Here is a 16,345-nt window from a genome sequence, read left to right as displayed (position 1 = left end):
TGTGATTTTAACTCACAGCTTATATTTCATACTACTTAATTAAACATCCAGCAGTAAACGTGTTGGATCTTCAAGTAACTCTTTAATTGTTACTAAGAAACCAACTGATTCTTTACCATCGATTTGGCGGTGATCGTACGATAACGCTAAGTACATCATAGGTAAGATTTCAACTTTACCGTTCACAGCCATTGGACGATCTTGGATTTTGTGCATACCCAAAATTGAAGACTGCGGTAAGTTAATAATTGGAGTAGATAGTAACGAACCGAATACACCACCGTTAGTAATAGTGAAGTTACCGCCGGTCATATCGTCAAGCGTTAGCTTACCATCACGACCTTTAAGCGCTAGCTCACGAATCCCCTTTTCGATTTCTGCAACAGATAGCTTGTCACAGTCTTTAAGTACAGGTGTTACTAAGCCACGAGGTGTAGAAACAGCAATGCTGATGTCAAAATAGTTGTGGTAAACAATATCATCGCCATCAATTGATGCATTTACATCTGGGAAACGCTTTAACGCTTCAGTCACTGCTTTCACGTAGAAAGACATGAAACCTAAACGGATACCGTGGCGCTTTTCAAATACTTCTTGGTACTGCTTACGAAGATCCATGATTGGCTTCATGTTAACTTCGTTAAATGTAGTTAACATTGCAGTAGAGTTTTTCGCTTCAAGAAGGCGATTCGCAATGGTTTTACGTAAACGTGTCATAGGCACACGTTTTTGCGTGCGGTCACCCATAGGTGCTGCTGGCGCTGCTTCAGCTTTTGCTGCTGGCGCAGGTGATTTTAAGAATTGATCAACATCTTCTTTAGTCACACGACCATTTTTGCCTGAACCTTTGATTTTTGATGCATCAAGGCCTTTCTCAGCAATTAAACGACGAACAGATGGCGTTAACACATCTGAACTGTCGCTTGAGCTTTCTTCTTTGGCAGCTTTAGCATCTGCTTTAACGTCAGATTTAGCGGGTGCAGCGCCAGCTTTTACTTTACCAATTACTTGCTCACCAAGAACAGTGTCGCCTTCGTCATGAATGATTTCACCCATAACACCGTCTTCTTGGGCAACCACTTCAAGTACAACTTTGTCTGTTTCGATATCTACCAAGTTTTGATCGCGTGTTACCGCGTCACCTGGTTGAACATGCCAAGTAGCAATTGTTGCGTCTGCAACTGATTCTGGAAGTACAGGTACTTTAATATCCACTTCTTTACCTTCTGATGCTGGTGCTGATTGCGCCGCCGGCGCGTCTTCTGATTTTTCTGATGCTGAGCTATCTTCTTTTGGCTCTTTATTAGGTGATGCTTCTTGCGCATCACCAATTAAACCGATCACTTGGTCACCAAGTACCGTAGCACCTTCTTCTTGAGAAATTTCAGTGATCACACCGTCATTTTGTGCAACCACTTCTAAAACCACTTTGTCTGTTTCAATATCTACTAAGTTTTGGTCACGGCTTACTTTGTCGCCAACACTTACATGCCATGTAGCAACGGAAGCATCTGCAACCGACTCAGGAAGAACAGGAACTTTAATTTCTGTGCTCATTGCTTATCCTTTCTTTTCTATAGTAAGCGCGTCGGCAACGAGCGCTTGTTGTTCTTTAGTATGTACTGACATATATCCACATGCAGGAGATGCTGACGCCTTACGACCTGCATATTTCAATTTTGCACCTTGAGGAATTGCATCAACAAAGTGATGTTGTGAGCAGTACCAAGCGCCTTGGTTTTGCGGCTCTTCCTGACACCACACAAAATCAGTAACGTGCTGGTAACGTTCAATAATTGCTTTCATTTCGTCATGTGGGAACGGATAAAGCTGTTCAACACGAACAATTGCAATATTGTCTTGCTCAAGTTTACGACGCTCTTGTAATAGTTCGTAATAAACTTTGCCGCTACAAAATACAACACGTTCTACTTTCTTAGCATCAATCTCATCAATTTCATCAATGATATTGTGGAACACACCTTGAGATAACTCTTCAAGTGTCGATGTTGCTAATGGATGACGTAATAACGATTTCGGTGTCATTACAATCAGTGGACGACGCAGTGGTCTAACTGATTGACGACGTAACATTGCGTACACTTGCGCCGGTGTTGATGGCACACATACTTGCATGTTGTGATCAGCACAAAGCTGTAAAAAGCGTTCTAGACGAGCCGAGCTGTGCTCTGGACCCTGACCTTCATAGCCATGAGGTAACAAACAGGTTAAGCCACATAAGCGACCCCACTTTTGCTCACCTGAACTTAAGAACTGGTCAAATACCACCTGTGCACCATTAGCGAAATCACCAAATTGTGCTTCCCACAATACTAATGAAGTCGGCTCTGCAGTTGCATAACCATATTCAAATGCTAATACCGCTTCTTCAGACAGTACCGAATCAAAAACTTCAAACGTACCTTGGTCTTCATTAAGGTTCTGTAATGGTAAATACGTTGCACCATCTTTTTGACTATGAACAACCGCATGACGGTGGAAGAAGGTACCACGGCCTGAATCTTGTCCAGTTAGACGAATATCAGTGCCTTCAGCTGCAATAGTTGCATACGCTAAAGTTTCTGCCATACCCCAATCAAGTGGTTTTTCGCCAGCAGCCATTGCTTTACGATCATCGTATATTTTTTTAACACGAGATTGTGCTTTGTACTCTTCTGGGTAACTTGCAACTATGTTACCAAGCTCTTTCAGTTTTTCAACTGGCACGCTAGCATCGTAATCAACACTCCATTCATGGCCTACATACTTAGCCCAATCTGAAGAGTGTGATGTTTCTGGCTGTATTTCTTCAACAACACAGTTGCCATCGTCTAAACCGTTACGGTAATCATCTGCAAGCGCTTTCACTTCATCTTCTGTGAAAGAACCTTCAGAAATCAGCTGATCCGCGTATATTAAGCGAGGTACTGGGTGTTTTTTAATTTTTTGGTACATAATTGGCTGTGTAGCGTTAGGCTCATCAGCTTCGTTATGACCATGGCGACGGTAACAAACAAGGTCAATCACAACGTCACGTTTAAACTGATTTCTAAAATCAAGCGCGAGTTGCGTTACAAAAGCAACCGCTTCAGGATCGTCAGAGTTTACGTGGAAAATTGGTGATTGAACCATTTTCGCGATATCAGTACAGTAATCAGTTGAGCGTACGTCGTCTTTTTTGCTTGTTGTAAAACCAACTTGGTTATTAACAACAATACGGATACTACCGCCACAACTAAATGCATTAGTTTGCGATAAGTTAAACGTTTCTTGAACAACACCCTGACCTGCAATTGCTGAGTCGCCGTGGATAGTGATTGGAAGTGCTTTGCTACCTGTTTTGTCATTAAGACGATCAAGACGTGCACGCACAGAGCCCATAACCACAGGGTTTACGATTTCTAAATGCGACGGGTTAAACGCAAGTGCCATGTGCACGTTGCCACCTTTAGTCGCAAAATCTGATGAATAACCCATGTGGTATTTAACATCACCTGAGCCTAACGTTTCTTTGTGCTTGCCAGCAAACTCATCAAAAAGTTCTGATGGATTTTTGCCTAGCACATTAACAAGAACATTTAAGCGACCGCGGTGAGCCATACCAATAACGGCTTCTTTTTGGCCACTTTCACCGGCACGGTGAATAAGCTCTTTTAACATAGGCACTAACGCATCGCCACCTTCAAGTGAGAAACGCTTAGCACCCGGGAACTTAGCCCCTAAATATTTTTCAAGACCATCAGCCGCTGTTAATCCCTTGAGGATTCGTAGCTTTTCATTTTTATCAAATTTTGGCCTAGACTGAACAGACTCTAAACGCTGTTGTAACCAACGCTTTTCTTCTGTTGATGTGATGTGCATATACTCGGCGCCAATAGAACCACAATAAGTGGTTTTTAGTGCCTGGTATAACTCACCTAAAGGCATAGTATCGCGGCCAACGGCAAACGATCCTACGTTAAATTCGCGGTCAAAGTCAGCATCCGATAAGTCGTGGTACTCTAGCTCTAAATCTCGTACACGTTCTCGTTGCCAAATACCTAGTGGATCTAGGTTTGCATTTTGGTGTCCACGAAAACGGAAAGCATTAATAAGTTGCAGTACTTTAACCTGTTTAAGGTCGCCACCACTGCCCTCTGCTACCACTACTTCTCTATGCTTGTTTTTAGCAAGCGCCGCAAATTGTGAACGAACTTCTGAATGTTTTACTTCAACATCCACACCATCTACTTTTGGTAACTGTTCGAACACTTCTCGCCATTCTTCTGGCACCGAAGTCGCATCGTCTAAATACGCTTCATAAAGCTCTTCAACATAAGCAACGTTACCGCCGTTTAAATGTGAAGATTCTAGCCATGCCTTCATCACACCTTCGTGCATTTATAAGCCCTTTTTTTTAGCGCAGAAATTAATAGTTATATAACAAGATGGCTAATAAATTATTAGCCATCTTTCGTCTACTAGAAATTAAACCGAGCGGTTTAATAACATAGATTTTATTTGTCCAATTGCTTTGGTCGGATTAAGACCCTTAGGACAAACGCTAACACAGTTCATGATACTGTGGCAACGGAACACACTGAATGCATCGTCTAAGTCAGCTAAACGCTCTTCTGTTGCTGTGTCTCGGCTATCAGCTAAGAAACGGTAAGCATGAAGAAGGCCTGCTGGACCTATAAACTTATCTGGATTCCACCAGAAAGAAGGACACGATGTAGAACAACATGCACATAAAATACACTCGTAAAGCCCATCTAATTTATCACGTTCTTCGATAGATTGAAGACGTTCACCTGCAGCAGGCTCATCATTAATTAGATACGGTTTTACTTTTTCGTATTGAGTGTAGAACTGACTCATGTCAATAACAAGGTCACGAACAACAGGAAGTCCAGGTAATGGACGCACTACGATTTTACCTTTGCCATTTTTTTGCAGCGTAGATAAAGGAGTAATACATGCTAAACCGTTCTTACCATTCATGTTTACGCCGTCTGAACCACACACGCCTTCACGGCATGAACGACGAAACGATAGTGTAGGATCTTGCTCTTTTAATAGTAAAAGTGCATCCAATACCATCATGTCTTGGCCTTCCTCAGTTTGCAAAGTATAATCTTGCATACGAGGTGCATTATCAACATCCGGATTGTAACGATAAACTGAAAATTGTACTTGTGCCATCGTCTCGCTCCTAGTAGGTACGTGCTTTAGGTGGGAAAGCTTCACGTGTTTTAGGCTCGTAGTTTACTTTACGCTTGCTCATTTCATCCGTTACCGGATTAAATATTGAGTGACATAACCAGTTTTCGTCATCACGATCTGGGAAGTCAAAGCGAGAGTGTGCGCCACGGCTTTCAGTACGGAAGTTTGCAGCTACTGCAGTTGAGTAAGCTGTTTCCATTAAGTTGTCTAGTTCTAAACATTCAATACGCATGGTGTTAAAATCTGATGATTTGTCATCAAGACGCGCGTGCTGTAAACGTTCACGGATTTCTTTAAGTTCAGTAAGACCTGTAGCCATTGAATCACCTTCACGGAATACCGAGAAGTTAAGCTGCATACATTGTTGTAGGTCTTTCTTGATTTGAACTGGGTCTTCGCCTTGACCAGTTGTTGAGTTTTCCCAACGGTTAAAGCGCGCAAGAGACGCTTCTAGGTCAGACTCTGAAGCCGCTTTAGAAATTTCAACATCATTTAGATATTTACCTAAGAAGTTACCTGCTGCACGGCCAAATACAACTAAATCGAGTAATGAGTTACCACCTAAGCGGTTAGCACCATGTACAGATACACAGGCAATCTCACCAACAGCAAATAAACCTTGTACAACTTTTTCGTTGCCTGCAGCATCGATATTAAGTACTTGACCATTTACGTTTGTTGGCACACCACCCATCATGTAGTGACATGTTGGGATAACTGGAATCGGTTCTTTTGCAGGATCAACGTGAGCAAATGTTTTAGCAAGATCACATACACCTGGAAGACGTAAGTTAAGCGTTTCTTCGCCTAAGTGGTCAAGTTTCAACTTAAGGTGAGGACCCCAAGGACCATCACAACCACGACCTTCACGAATTTCTGTCATCATTGAACGAGCAACAACGTCACGAGACGCTAAATCTTTAGCATTTGGTGCGTAACGTTCCATGAAGCGTTCGCCATCTTTATTTAAAAGATAACCACCTTCACCACGACAACCTTCAGTTACTAGCGTACCAGCACCTGCAATACCTGTCGGATGGAATTGCCACATTTCCATGTCTTGCATAGAAATACCAGCACGAGTCGCCATACCAACACCGTCACCAGTGTTAATGTGAGCATTAGTTGTTGATGCGAAGATACGACCTGCACCACCAGTAGCTAACACAACTGCTTTTGATTTGAAGAAAGTGATTTCACCTGTTTCAATTTCAATCGCTGTACAACCTACTACATCGCCATTATCGTTTTTAACTAAATCAAGTGCATACCATTCAGAAAATACATTTGTTTTATTTTTAACGTTTTGTTGATAAAGAAGGTGTAATAATGCGTGACCAGTACGGTCAGCAGCTGCTGCGGTACGTGCAGCTTGTTCACCACCAAAGTTTTTCGATTGACCACCGAAAGGACGTTGGTAAACACGGCCATTTTCAAAACGAGAAAATGGTAAGCCCATGTTTTCTAATTCAGTAATAGCTTCTGGGCCTGTATTACACATGTATTCGATAGCGTCTTGGTCACCGATAAAATCGGAACCTTTAACGGTATCATACATATGCCATTCCCAGTTATCTTCATGCGAATTACCTAGCGCTACTGTAATACCACCTTGAGCAGATACAGTGTGTGAGCGTGTCGGAAAAACTTTAGAGATTAGTGCACATGTTTTGCCAGATTCAGTAATAGCAAGAGCAGCGCGCATACCTGCACCACCAGCACCAATTACTACGGCGTCAAATTCACGAACAGAATATTTCACTTAAACACCCCATAAAACGATTAAACCTACAGCTACGTAAGCGACAGCCATTAGGTTTAGTACAAAGCCTAAGAAAGCACGCAATTTAGCATCCTTTACATAGTCGGTTAGAACCTGCCAAAGGCCGATACGGGTGTGAACCATAATGCAAACTAGGGTGATTAATGTCGCCCCTTTCATTGCTAGGTTAGAGAATAGGCCTGTCCAGGCGTCATATGTGACTTCTGGCATTGCTAAAAAATAGCCAATAATAAAAATTGCATATGCACTGATTATTAATGCCGTTGTGCGTAGAGATACAAAATCTTGTACGCCATCACGTTTAAGAGTTGCTTGATTTAAGACCATATCCACACCCCTGCCAATACAGCAAACACAACGCCAAGTGCCATCGCAATTTTAGCGCTAGTGTTGCCTGATTCAAGTTCTTCCCAATGCCCCATATCCATAATGATGTGACGGATACCACCGATAAGGTGATAACCCAATACAGAAAGGGTGCCCCAAGCTATAAATTTGGCAATGAATCCGTTAAACAGACCCTTGACGAATTCAAAACCTTCAGCTGAAGAAAGAGACTCTGACCAAGCCCAAATGACAAACGTTAAAGCAAAAAATAATGCAACACCGGTGACGCGGTGAAAAATTGAAGCTTTAGCCGTTGCCGGCATAGATATAGTTGTTAGATCTAGATTTACAGGTCTTTGCTTTTTCACAGTTACTTGCCCATCTTGCCCGCAGTGGGGCTCATCTACTTGTTTTTCTAAAACCCACCAAATGTTTCTGGTGGAACTATCAAAATAAACGTATTAATACTAATAAAGTTCACTTTTTATGAAAAATATTATGTAAAAAAAAGTTTACCCAAATACAAATCGGTTAAAAACCTCCGTTAGTATATATAGCCGGAGACTCTTTTACAATTCTTGTTTACTTTGAGTCGTTTGCGAATTAGCCAATGGTATAATATTCAATCTATACCGAATATTTATTATACATATGTGCATAATACTTATAAAAATTGACTTTATACCCCTCTTTCACGTTAAAATGTAAAGATGTGCTTAGAATAGATTTTAGAATATAAAAATCAGAATAGTTATCTTAATAGGAGATACATAGATGGCAGATAAGAAAGCCACAGTCCATATTGATGGGCTAGATCCAATCGAACTTCCAATTTATCAAGGTACTGCTGGCCAAGATGTAATTGATGTACGTACACTCGGCTCACATGGTCACTTTACTTATGACCCAGGTTTCATGTCGACTGGTTCTTGTGAATCTACCATCACTTACATCGATGGTGGTAAAGGTGTTTTATTACACCGTGGTTACCCGATCGAGCAGTTAGCAGAGAGCTCTAACTACGTTGAGTTATGTTACTTACTATTAAACGGTGAGTTACCAACTAAAGAGCAATACGATGATTTCGCTACAAAAATCACTCGTAGCACAATGCTAGATGAAAAAATCGCAAATTTCTTCCAAGGTTTCCGTTTTGATGCACACCCAATGGCAATGCTATGTGGTGTGGTTGGTGCATTATCTTCTTTTTACCATGAAGATCTTGATATCACTGATGCAGTTCAACGTAAGACAAGCGCTATTAAATTAGTTGCTAAATTACCAACAATTGCGGCAATGGCATACAAAACAAACATCGGTCAACCGTTTGTATATCCACGCAATGATTTAAGCTATGCAGAAAACTTCTTACACATGATGTTCTCTGTACCTGCTGAAGAATACAAAGTGAACCCAGTAACAGCTAAAGCAATGGATAAAATCTTTATGCTTCATGCTGACCACGAACAGAATGCTTCAACGTCAACTGTTCGTTTAGCTGGTTCTTCTGGTGCTAACCCTTATGCATGTATTGCTGCGGGTATTGCATCACTTTGGGGCCCTGCTCACGGCGGCGCTAACGAAGCATGTTTAAACATGTTAGAAGAAATTGGTTCAGTTGATCGCATCGACGAATATGTAGCAAAAGCAAAAGATAAAGCGGACCCTTTCCGTCTTATGGGCTTTGGTCACCGTGTTTACAAAAACTTCGACCCACGCGCAACAGTAATGCGTCAAACATGTCATGAAGTTTTAGCAGAGCTTAATATTCAAGATCCATTGCTTGATATTGCAATGAAACTTGAGCAAATTGCACTTGAAGACCCGTACTTTGTTGAGAAGAAACTTTACCCTAACGTAGATTTCTACTCAGGTATTATCTTAAAAGCGATTGGTATTCCTACAAGTATGTTCACTGTAATTTTTGCAATGGCACGTACTGTAGGTTGGATCTCACACTGGGACGAGATGCTTTCTCAACCTGGCCACAAGATCAGCCGTCCACGTCAGCTTTACACAGGTGAAACACACCGTGATTATAAAGCAACTGACAAGCGCTAAGCATTAAGTTAGTTTAAAAGGCCGCCTCTGCGGCCTTTTTTATTACCTGCTACTTGAGAATTATCTTAAACAGATTACAATTCCTGCCCGAATTGATTAACTTTATGAGCCTATGTCTGTGTCCTCGTTTGATCCTAAAAAAATCCGTAATGATTTCCCTACTCTAAATCAGACAATCAATGGCAATCCTTTGGTTTATTTAGACTCGGCTGCAACAACACAAAAGCCACAATGTGTGATTGACGCCACCACACAGTTTTACACTTCACAGAATGCAAATGTTCACCGTGGTCGTCATACGCTGAGTGAGCAAGCTACAGCGGCTTATGAGCAAGTACGTCAACGCGTTGCTGATTACTTTCAGGTAAGCGGTAATGAAATTGTCTGGACAAAAGGCGCTACTGAGGCGATTAACTTAATTGCACATGGCCTAAGAAATACACTAACAACTGACGACACCATTTTAATTAGCCCAATCGAACACCACGCGAATATTGTGCCATGGCAAGAACTCGCGGCATACACTGGTGCAACGTTAAAAGTGCTGCCACTCAATGACGATGCCACCTTTGATATTAGCCAGTGCTGTGACGTGATTAAACTCACAAAGCCTGCGCTGCTAGCTATTACACAAGCCTCTAATGCGCTGGGCAATATTACCGATTTAACTCCGCTGATAACCGCTGCGAAGGCAGTAGATGCGTTAACTTTAGTCGACGGCGCACAAGGCGCCCTTCATTTAAGACCTAATTTAATCAAGCTTAATTGTGATTTCTACGTGTTTTCAGCTCACAAAATGCTGGGGCCAACTGGATTAGGCGGTTTATATGGCCGCTACAGCGCACTTAATGCATTATCGCCTTACCAAACAGGCGGTGAAATGATTGAAAAAGTGACCCTAACGCAAAGCACTTATCGTGACGCTCCCGCTAAATTTGAAGCAGGAACCCCAAATATAGCCGGTGTTTTAGGCTTTGGTGCGGCACTTGAGTATTTAATGGTGCTCAATCAGCAAGAATTAAAAGAGTATGAACAGCAGGTGTTTATTTATGCAGCAAACGCACTGATGGAAATAGATGGTATTTGCATCTATAGCGACCTAAAATCGAACATTGGTACATTATGCTTTAATTATAAAAATGAACATCCGTATGATCTGGCAACTTTACTTGACGGTTATGGTATTGCAGTACGAAGTGGTCATCATTGTGCGCAGCCATTAATGACTCATTTGCAACTAAATGGCTCACTAAGAGCAAGTTTTGCATTTTATAATACGACCAAAGATGTAGACCATTTTATTACTGCGCTCAAAGAATGCATCGCTTTATTAGACTAAATTGGATAAATAATGACACTCACATACCAACTGGTAAGTAAAAAAATTGAACACAGTACAAGCTGGCAACAGAAGTATCGTGAAATTATGTTACTTGGCAAAACACTACCGCCGTTAGCCGATATACTAAAAACAGATGATGCGCTAGTCCAAGGCTGTGAAAGTAAAGTATGGATGTTTGTTGAGTTTGATTTGACAGAAAATGCATTGGTTGTGATTGGTGATTCTGATACGCGAATAGTAAAAGGATTATTAGCGTTAATTTTAGCGCTGTATAACGGTTTGACACCTGAAGAGGTGTTAAACATTAATGCCTATGAAGAATTTGAAAAGCTTGGCTTAATTAGCCACTTAAGCGCTTCTCGCGGCAATGGGATAAACGCCATGGTGGAAAAAATACAAACTTTAGCTAAACAAAAAGCGCGTTAAGCGCTTTTTTTAACAATATGATGTGTAATCTGTAATTAAATGTTCAAGCGTGTTCGCTTATCTAAATATTTTCTTACTGCTTTAGCGGCAACAAAAAAACCAAAACTACCGGTGATCATCGTCACCGAACCAAAGCCATTATTACAATCCATATTCATACTGCCATCTGCATTTTGTTTCGCATGGCACACACTGCCATCACTGCCAGGATAAACAAGCTGCTCCGTTGAATACACACAGTCAATATTAAATTTACGTTTTGGATTAGAGCTGAAATTATACTGCTTACGCAAAATATAGCGCACCTTTGCAAGCAATGGATCTTGAGTCGTTTTTGCCACATCTCCAAATGTAATTTGACTTGGATCAGTTTGCCCACCTGCACCGCCCGTGGTAATTATAGGCATTTTATTACGCTTACAGTGCGCGATTAACGCCGCTTTTTCTTTTACCGCATCAATGCAGTCAACAACATAATCAAAACCTTGAATATGCTCTTGAATATTATCTAGTGTTATAAAATCGTCAATCACATTAACCACACACTCAGGGTTGATAAGCTCGCAGCGTGCCTTCATGGCATCCACTTTTGCTTCCCCAATAGTGCCTGTTAACGCATGAATTTGACGATTAACATTGGTTGCGCATATATCATCTAAATCTATTAGAGTAATTTTGCCCACGCCGGTGCGCGCTAATGCTTCTGCAGTCCAGCTGCCTACGCCACCTATACCAACAACACAGAAATGTGCCTGTTGTAACCATTCAAATTGCTGTTGACCATATAGTCGTTTAATACCACCAAAGCGGATATCAGTTACTTGTTCACTCATTTACCAATCCAATTTCCAAGGCGTTTGCCAAGAATCAAAATCTTGATGTTTTATTAATTGCGCATATTCCACTCCACACTCTGGCAACAGAGTGTGTTGTATTTGTTCCCCAGCCCACTCAAAGTCCAGCGCAAATGCATGCAAATAGGTGCGATCAGCGGCACTCCCAGAATAACTAGCATCGCCTAATATAGCGGCACCTATACTCTTTAATGCCACCCTAAGCTGGTGAGTTTTTCCTGAATATGGTTTCAATAAGTAAGCTCTAAAACCGCTTTTAAAGCTAAACGAATAAAAACGCGTAATAGCGGGGTTACTCTGTGAGTTTAATAATTTATACGTGCCACGGCGAGATTTTGCCATGTCACCTTTAACCCAGCCTTGCTTTTTTTTAGGCTTGGTATCACTAACCGCTAGATAAAATTTATTAATCGCATGCTGAGTAAATAATTGCGTAAATTCTGCTGCTGCCGCTTTGCTTCGCGTGAGTATAATCAAGCCCGAAGTTACCTTATCTAAACGGTGTACCGCAAATAGTTTTTCATTTAACTGCTGTTCAGCACTTACCACAAAACCGGGGCCTTCTTCAGAATGAAAATTAAGCCCTTGCGGTTTATTTATGATGTAAAAATCATCATGCGTATATTGCACTTTTAATATAGGCGTTTGTGGTTTATTCACGCGCTTTTACTTTGAATATGGGCAACCACTTTAGCTAAATCCTCTGGTGTATCTACTCCTGCATGAGGGGTCACTAAAGCTTGTTCTATTTTAATTGCATAACCATGGTATAGCACACGTAACTGCTCTAACGACTCAAGAAGTTCTAATGGCGAAACACTTAATTCAATATATTGCTTTATAAACCCTGCGCGATACGCGTAAATACCCACATGGCGTTGAAAAGGCGCTAAATTAAGTGGTTGCTGCTCAGCCATCATGGCGCTTCTATCAAATGGGATACTCGCTCTTGAAAAGTACAAAGCATTTTTATTGATATCACTGACCACTTTAACCGCATTAGGATTAAACACTTCATCACGCTCTTCAATAGCAACGCTTAAGGTTGCCATTGGTGCCGTTGATTGCGCTAATAATGTTGCCACTTGTGATACGTTATCAGGCGACAGCAAAGGTTCATCACCTTGTACATTTACCACGATAGTATCATCGGCTAAATTAAGTAAATCCACTACTTCGGCTAAGCGCTCTGTGCCTGATTGGTGATCCTCACGCGTCATCAAAACATTACTAGTAAAACGTTTAGCAGCATCAAATACTCTTTGATGGTCGGTAGCAATAACCACCTTGCTGGCTCCTGACAAACAGGCTTTTTCATACACATGCTGTATCATTGGTTTGCCACAAATATCAGCGAGTGGTTTACCTGGCAAACGAGTAGAAGCGTAACGCGCAGGGATAACAACTACGAATTCCACTTTTCTACCTCTTCAAGAGTCAATTCACGGGCTTCATTTTCAAGTAGTACCGGAATATCATCACGTACCGGGTAAGCTAGTTTTGCTGCTGTGCTGATCAGCTCTTGGTTTTCTTTATCAAAGCGCAACTTACCTTTACACACAGGGCAAGCAATAATTTCGAGTAATTTTGTATCAAAGGCCATGGTGGATCCCTTTTTCTTTTAATAATAAATTTAATGTGTTTATTACTGCTGCAGTTGGTTGAGCGTCAACCGGCAAGTAATACCAATTTGGCTTGGCAAAGTCACGACACTTAACCGCATCTTTTTCTGTCATTAATACACAGTCCTCACCAAATTGAGCAAAGTCATTGGCGGTATAAGCATAATGGTCGCGAAAATGATGTGTTGATAACAACGCTATACCTTGTGCTTTTAATGATGCTTCAAAGCGCTGAGGGTTACCGATTGCACTTACAGCATGCGCTGTTTCTATAGCCGTTGTTATCTCAGTATTATCAGCAACACGTTTAATAATTGATGGCTGCAAGCGATAGCTAAATTCATGTTCAGAACCATTTTCAATGACTAAATCAACACTGTTTAAACGAGAAACCGTTTCGCGAAGTGGTCCTGCTGGCATTAAAAAACCATTACCAAATTTTCTTTCGCTATCAACAATACAACATTCAATACTGCGTGCCATTTTGTAGTGTTGCATGCCATCATCAGAAATAATTACATCAAGCTGAAACTGATGATTGAGCATTTCTATATTCTTCTGTCTATTTGGCCCCACAACTAACGGACATTGTAAACGGTTAAATAAAAGTACCGGCTCATCCCCTGCTTCTAAAGTCGTCGTATTGGCAGTTACTAATAATGGGTAATGGGCTGCTTGCCCACCATAGCCGCGACTAATTAAACCAACAGATAAGCCTTGAGTGGTTAAGTAATCATGTAGCCACAATACAAATGGAGTCTTACCATTGCCGCCAACACTTATATTGCCAACAACAATTACTGGAGTATTACTAACAAATGGCTTAAAAACACCCACTTCGTAGCAGTATTTGCGCACTAGAGCAACACAGCCAAAAATAGCGGACAGTGGTAATAACAATAAGGTAATTAAGCTAAAAGGTTTGTACCAGCTTTGCTCTATTTTATTCACCCCTGCTCACCAAACTGCATTTTACAAAGAGCTGAGTAGGTACCATCGTTAGTCAGTAATTCAGTATGCGTACCACTTTCTATCACTTTACCGTTATCAATCACATAGATACGGTCACTATTTTCAATAGTCGATAGCCTATGAGCGATAACAATGGAGGTTTTATCTTTCATTAATATATCAAGAGCATGTTGGATAAGCTTTTCAGACTCAGTATCCAAGGCCGAGGTCGCTTCATCTAAAATTAAAATAGGCGCGTCTTTTAAAATAGCACGGGCAATCGCAATACGTTGACGTTGCCCGCCTGAAAGCATTACCCCATTCTCGCCAACCATAGTGTTAAGTTGCTCAGGTAAGTCTTTTACAAACTCCCACACATGGGCTTGTTTTGCAACGTCATGAAGCTCTTCGATAGAGATTTCGCGTTGTAAACCATAACAAATATTATTGGCAATCGTGTCATTAAAAAGCACCACTTGTTGCGACACTAACGCAAATTGACGGCGAAGATCAGTAAGCTTATATTCATTAAGAGCAATGCCATCGAGTAAAATTTCGCTTGGCGCTTCTAAGTCATAATATCGGGGTAACAAGTTAGAAATAGTCGATTTACCCGAGCCAGAGCGGCCAACAAGGGCAATACTCTCACCGGCTTTTATGTTCAGTGATAAATCGTTAAGCACGGCTTCATCCTTGGTTGGGTATTTAAAGGTCACATTTTTCACCTCAATATGCCCTTTTACCTTATCAACCGAAAAGGTGCCCGTGTCTTTTTCAATTTCTTCATCTAACACTAAAAAAACACTCTGAGCAGCTGAAATACCTCGCTGTAGATCACTGTTTACATTGGCAAGTTGCTTTAATGGGCGCAGTAGCATCATCATCGAGGAGATGAGTACGACAAAATCCCCAGAGCTAATGCTGTCTATCATAGAGGGCATCGACACAACCCATAAAATAACAGCCATAGCACTAGCAGCCAAAATTTGAATAATAGAGACACTCAGCGCTTTAGTCGCATCCATCTTGATACGTTGTTGGCGGTTATGATTATTAATTTTAGAAAATTGATCAATTTCTTGTGTTTGCCCACCAAAGCCATGGATCACTTTGTGACCACTGAGCATTTGCTCTGAACTACGGGTAACTTGTCCCATCGCTGACTGAATATTTTTCGAGATATGACGAAAGCGTTTAGACACCACAGCTACTATGATAGCCACAAGCGGGATAATAACTAAAAAGATTAACGACAACTGCCAACTGGTATAAAACATCACAGCGAGTAAAAACACCACAAAAGCGCCTTCACGCACAACAATAAGCAGTGCTTTGGTGATTGCTTGTTGAACTTGCTCGGTGTCAAAGGTAATTTTAGAAATCAAATCGCCGGTTGAGTTTTTATCGTGAAAGGACACCGGTAAATGTAAAATGTGTTCAAACAATTCTTGGCGCAGCGCCCTCACGACTTGTGAGCCTACATAGCTTAAACAGTAAGATGACATAAAGTTAAATACGCCTCGCCCGATAACCAGCGCAATAACCACAAATGGCGCATAAGTAAGTACCTGGCTGTTACGCTCGTTTAAACCTTCATCGATAAACGGCTTCATCAGTTGAATGAATAATGCATCCATACCTGAATAACCTATCATTCCTATAATCGCGACGATGGCAATCGACTTATAAGCGCCAACGTAAGAAACAAGCCGTTTATATATTTGTGTAGTACTTTGTTCCATAACACTCTCTAAAACCAGTAACAGCCCCTATT

General features: G+C 41.2%; 15 protein-coding genes. 3 read left to right on the top strand and 12 right to left on the bottom strand.

Annotated elements, in window-relative coordinates; translation table 11 throughout:
• Positions 1-39: 39 nt before the first annotated feature.
• The 6 genes from odhB to sdhC form a co-directional block, all read right to left on the bottom strand.
• Entirely contained in the window at positions 40-1,557 is a 1,518-nt protein-coding gene (gene odhB / locus MTN97_RS05165; RefSeq protein ID WP_036982603.1) for a 2-oxoglutarate dehydrogenase complex dihydrolipoyllysine-residue succinyltransferase, read from the bottom strand.
• Between the two features lie 3 nt (positions 1,558-1,560).
• On the bottom strand, positions 1,561-4,380 hold the full coding sequence (gene sucA / locus MTN97_RS05160; RefSeq protein ID WP_036982600.1) for a 2-oxoglutarate dehydrogenase E1 component: 2,820 nt from the start codon (positions 4,378-4,380) through the stop codon (positions 1,561-1,563).
• Positions 4,381-4,467: 87 nt separating this feature from the next.
• A complete protein-coding gene (locus MTN97_RS05155) occupies positions 4,468-5,184 on the bottom strand; it encodes a succinate dehydrogenase iron-sulfur subunit (protein WP_008112091.1) in 717 nt (238 codons plus the stop codon).
• A gap of 10 nt (positions 5,185-5,194) precedes the next feature.
• Complete coding sequence (gene sdhA / locus MTN97_RS05150; protein ID WP_248473830.1) at positions 5,195-6,967, bottom strand: succinate dehydrogenase flavoprotein subunit; 1,773 nt, start codon at positions 6,965-6,967, stop codon at positions 5,195-5,197.
• Entirely contained in the window at positions 6,968-7,315 is a 348-nt protein-coding gene (sdhD, locus tag MTN97_RS05145) for a succinate dehydrogenase, hydrophobic membrane anchor protein (protein ID WP_010390124.1), read from the bottom strand.
• Positions 7,306-7,683: a succinate dehydrogenase, cytochrome b556 subunit gene (gene sdhC / locus MTN97_RS05140; RefSeq protein ID WP_010390126.1), complete on the bottom strand. Its 378-nt coding sequence runs from the start codon at positions 7,681-7,683 to the stop codon at positions 7,306-7,308. The genes sdhD and sdhC overlap by 10 nt, the downstream gene beginning before the upstream one ends.
• Before the next feature lie 406 nt (positions 7,684-8,089).
• On the opposite strand from sdhC, the gene MTN97_RS05135 reads away from it, so the two are divergent.
• The 3 genes from MTN97_RS05135 to MTN97_RS05125 all read left to right on the top strand — a co-directional run bounded on the left by MTN97_RS05135 (position 8,090) and on the right by MTN97_RS05125 (position 11,144).
• Positions 8,090-9,376 (top strand): citrate synthase, encoded by a 1,287-nt coding sequence (locus MTN97_RS05135; protein ID WP_013465014.1) that lies wholly within the window; start codon positions 8,090-8,092, stop codon positions 9,374-9,376.
• Positions 9,377-9,488: 112 nt separating this feature from the next.
• Positions 9,489-10,715, top strand: coding sequence for a SufS family cysteine desulfurase (locus MTN97_RS05130; protein ID WP_193049174.1), 1,227 nt, complete (start codon positions 9,489-9,491; stop codon positions 10,713-10,715).
• Positions 10,716-10,727: 12 nt separating this feature from the next.
• Positions 10,728-11,144, top strand: coding sequence for a SufE family protein (locus MTN97_RS05125; protein WP_193049175.1), 417 nt, complete (start codon positions 10,728-10,730; stop codon positions 11,142-11,144).
• 35 nt (positions 11,145-11,179) lie between these two features.
• Here the strand turns inward: MTN97_RS05125 and tcdA are convergent, their stop codons facing one another.
• Genes tcdA through msbA form a run of 6 tightly spaced genes read right to left on the bottom strand, consistent with a single transcriptional unit; the run spans position 11,180 to position 16,313 of the window.
• Positions 11,180-11,977 carry a tRNA cyclic N6-threonylcarbamoyladenosine(37) synthase TcdA gene (gene tcdA / locus MTN97_RS05120; protein ID WP_193049176.1) on the bottom strand — a complete coding sequence of 266 codons (798 nt, stop codon included), beginning with the start codon at positions 11,975-11,977 and terminating at the stop codon, positions 11,180-11,182.
• On the bottom strand, positions 11,978-12,658 hold the full coding sequence (locus MTN97_RS05115; protein WP_248473829.1) for a TIGR01621 family pseudouridine synthase: 681 nt from the start codon (positions 12,656-12,658) through the stop codon (positions 11,978-11,980).
• Positions 12,655-13,416: a 3-deoxy-manno-octulosonate cytidylyltransferase gene (gene kdsB / locus MTN97_RS05110; RefSeq protein ID WP_109874597.1), complete on the bottom strand. Its 762-nt coding sequence runs from the start codon at positions 13,414-13,416 to the stop codon at positions 12,655-12,657. Before kdsB ends, MTN97_RS05115 begins: the two co-directional genes overlap by 4 nt.
• Positions 13,404-13,601 carry a Trm112 family protein gene (locus MTN97_RS05105; protein WP_010390133.1) on the bottom strand — a complete coding sequence of 66 codons (198 nt, stop codon included), beginning with the start codon at positions 13,599-13,601 and terminating at the stop codon, positions 13,404-13,406. Before MTN97_RS05105 ends, kdsB begins: the two co-directional genes overlap by 13 nt.
• Positions 13,591-14,571: a tetraacyldisaccharide 4'-kinase gene (gene lpxK / locus MTN97_RS05100; RefSeq protein WP_248473828.1), complete on the bottom strand. Its 981-nt coding sequence runs from the start codon at positions 14,569-14,571 to the stop codon at positions 13,591-13,593. Before lpxK ends, MTN97_RS05105 begins: the two co-directional genes overlap by 11 nt.
• Positions 14,568-16,313 carry a lipid A export permease/ATP-binding protein MsbA gene (gene msbA / locus MTN97_RS05095; protein ID WP_041709516.1) on the bottom strand — a complete coding sequence of 582 codons (1,746 nt, stop codon included), beginning with the start codon at positions 16,311-16,313 and terminating at the stop codon, positions 14,568-14,570. The genes lpxK and msbA overlap by 4 nt, the downstream gene beginning before the upstream one ends.
• Between the last annotated feature and the right edge of the window lie 32 nt (positions 16,314-16,345).

The organism is Pseudoalteromonas sp. 2CM36K, assembly GCF_023161865.1.
Classification (GTDB): Bacteria; Pseudomonadota; Gammaproteobacteria; order Enterobacterales; family Alteromonadaceae; genus Pseudoalteromonas; species Pseudoalteromonas tetraodonis.
Note: the sequence above shows the minus strand (reverse complement) of the source record. Positions and strands in the feature narration are given on the sequence as shown.

What these genes read in the sequence shown, in the direction of transcription:
- MTN97_RS05155 (WP_008112091.1), bottom strand. Translation starts at nt 5,184, where the DNA reads ATGGCACAAGTACAATTTTCAGTTTATCGTTACAATCCGGATGTTGAT.
- sucA (WP_036982600.1), bottom strand. Translation starts at nt 4,380, where the DNA reads ATGCACGAAGGTGTGATGAAGGCATGGCTAGAATCTTCACATTTAAAC.
- MTN97_RS05135 (WP_013465014.1), top strand. Translation starts at nt 8,090, where the DNA reads ATGGCAGATAAGAAAGCCACAGTCCATATTGATGGGCTAGATCCAATC.
- tcdA (WP_193049176.1), bottom strand. Translation starts at nt 11,977, where the DNA reads ATGAGTGAACAAGTAACTGATATCCGCTTTGGTGGTATTAAACGACTA.
- odhB (WP_036982603.1), bottom strand. Translation starts at nt 1,557, where the DNA reads ATGAGCACAGAAATTAAAGTTCCTGTTCTTCCTGAGTCGGTTGCAGAT.
- MTN97_RS05125 (WP_193049175.1), top strand. Translation starts at nt 10,728, where the DNA reads ATGACACTCACATACCAACTGGTAAGTAAAAAAATTGAACACAGTACA.
- MTN97_RS05105 (WP_010390133.1), bottom strand. Translation starts at nt 13,601, where the DNA reads ATGGCCTTTGATACAAAATTACTCGAAATTATTGCTTGCCCTGTGTGT.
- MTN97_RS05130 (WP_193049174.1), top strand. Translation starts at nt 9,489, where the DNA reads ATGTCTGTGTCCTCGTTTGATCCTAAAAAAATCCGTAATGATTTCCCT.
- sdhD (WP_010390124.1), bottom strand. Translation starts at nt 7,315, where the DNA reads ATGGTCTTAAATCAAGCAACTCTTAAACGTGATGGCGTACAAGATTTT.
- msbA (WP_041709516.1), bottom strand. Translation starts at nt 16,313, where the DNA reads ATGGAACAAAGTACTACACAAATATATAAACGGCTTGTTTCTTACGTT.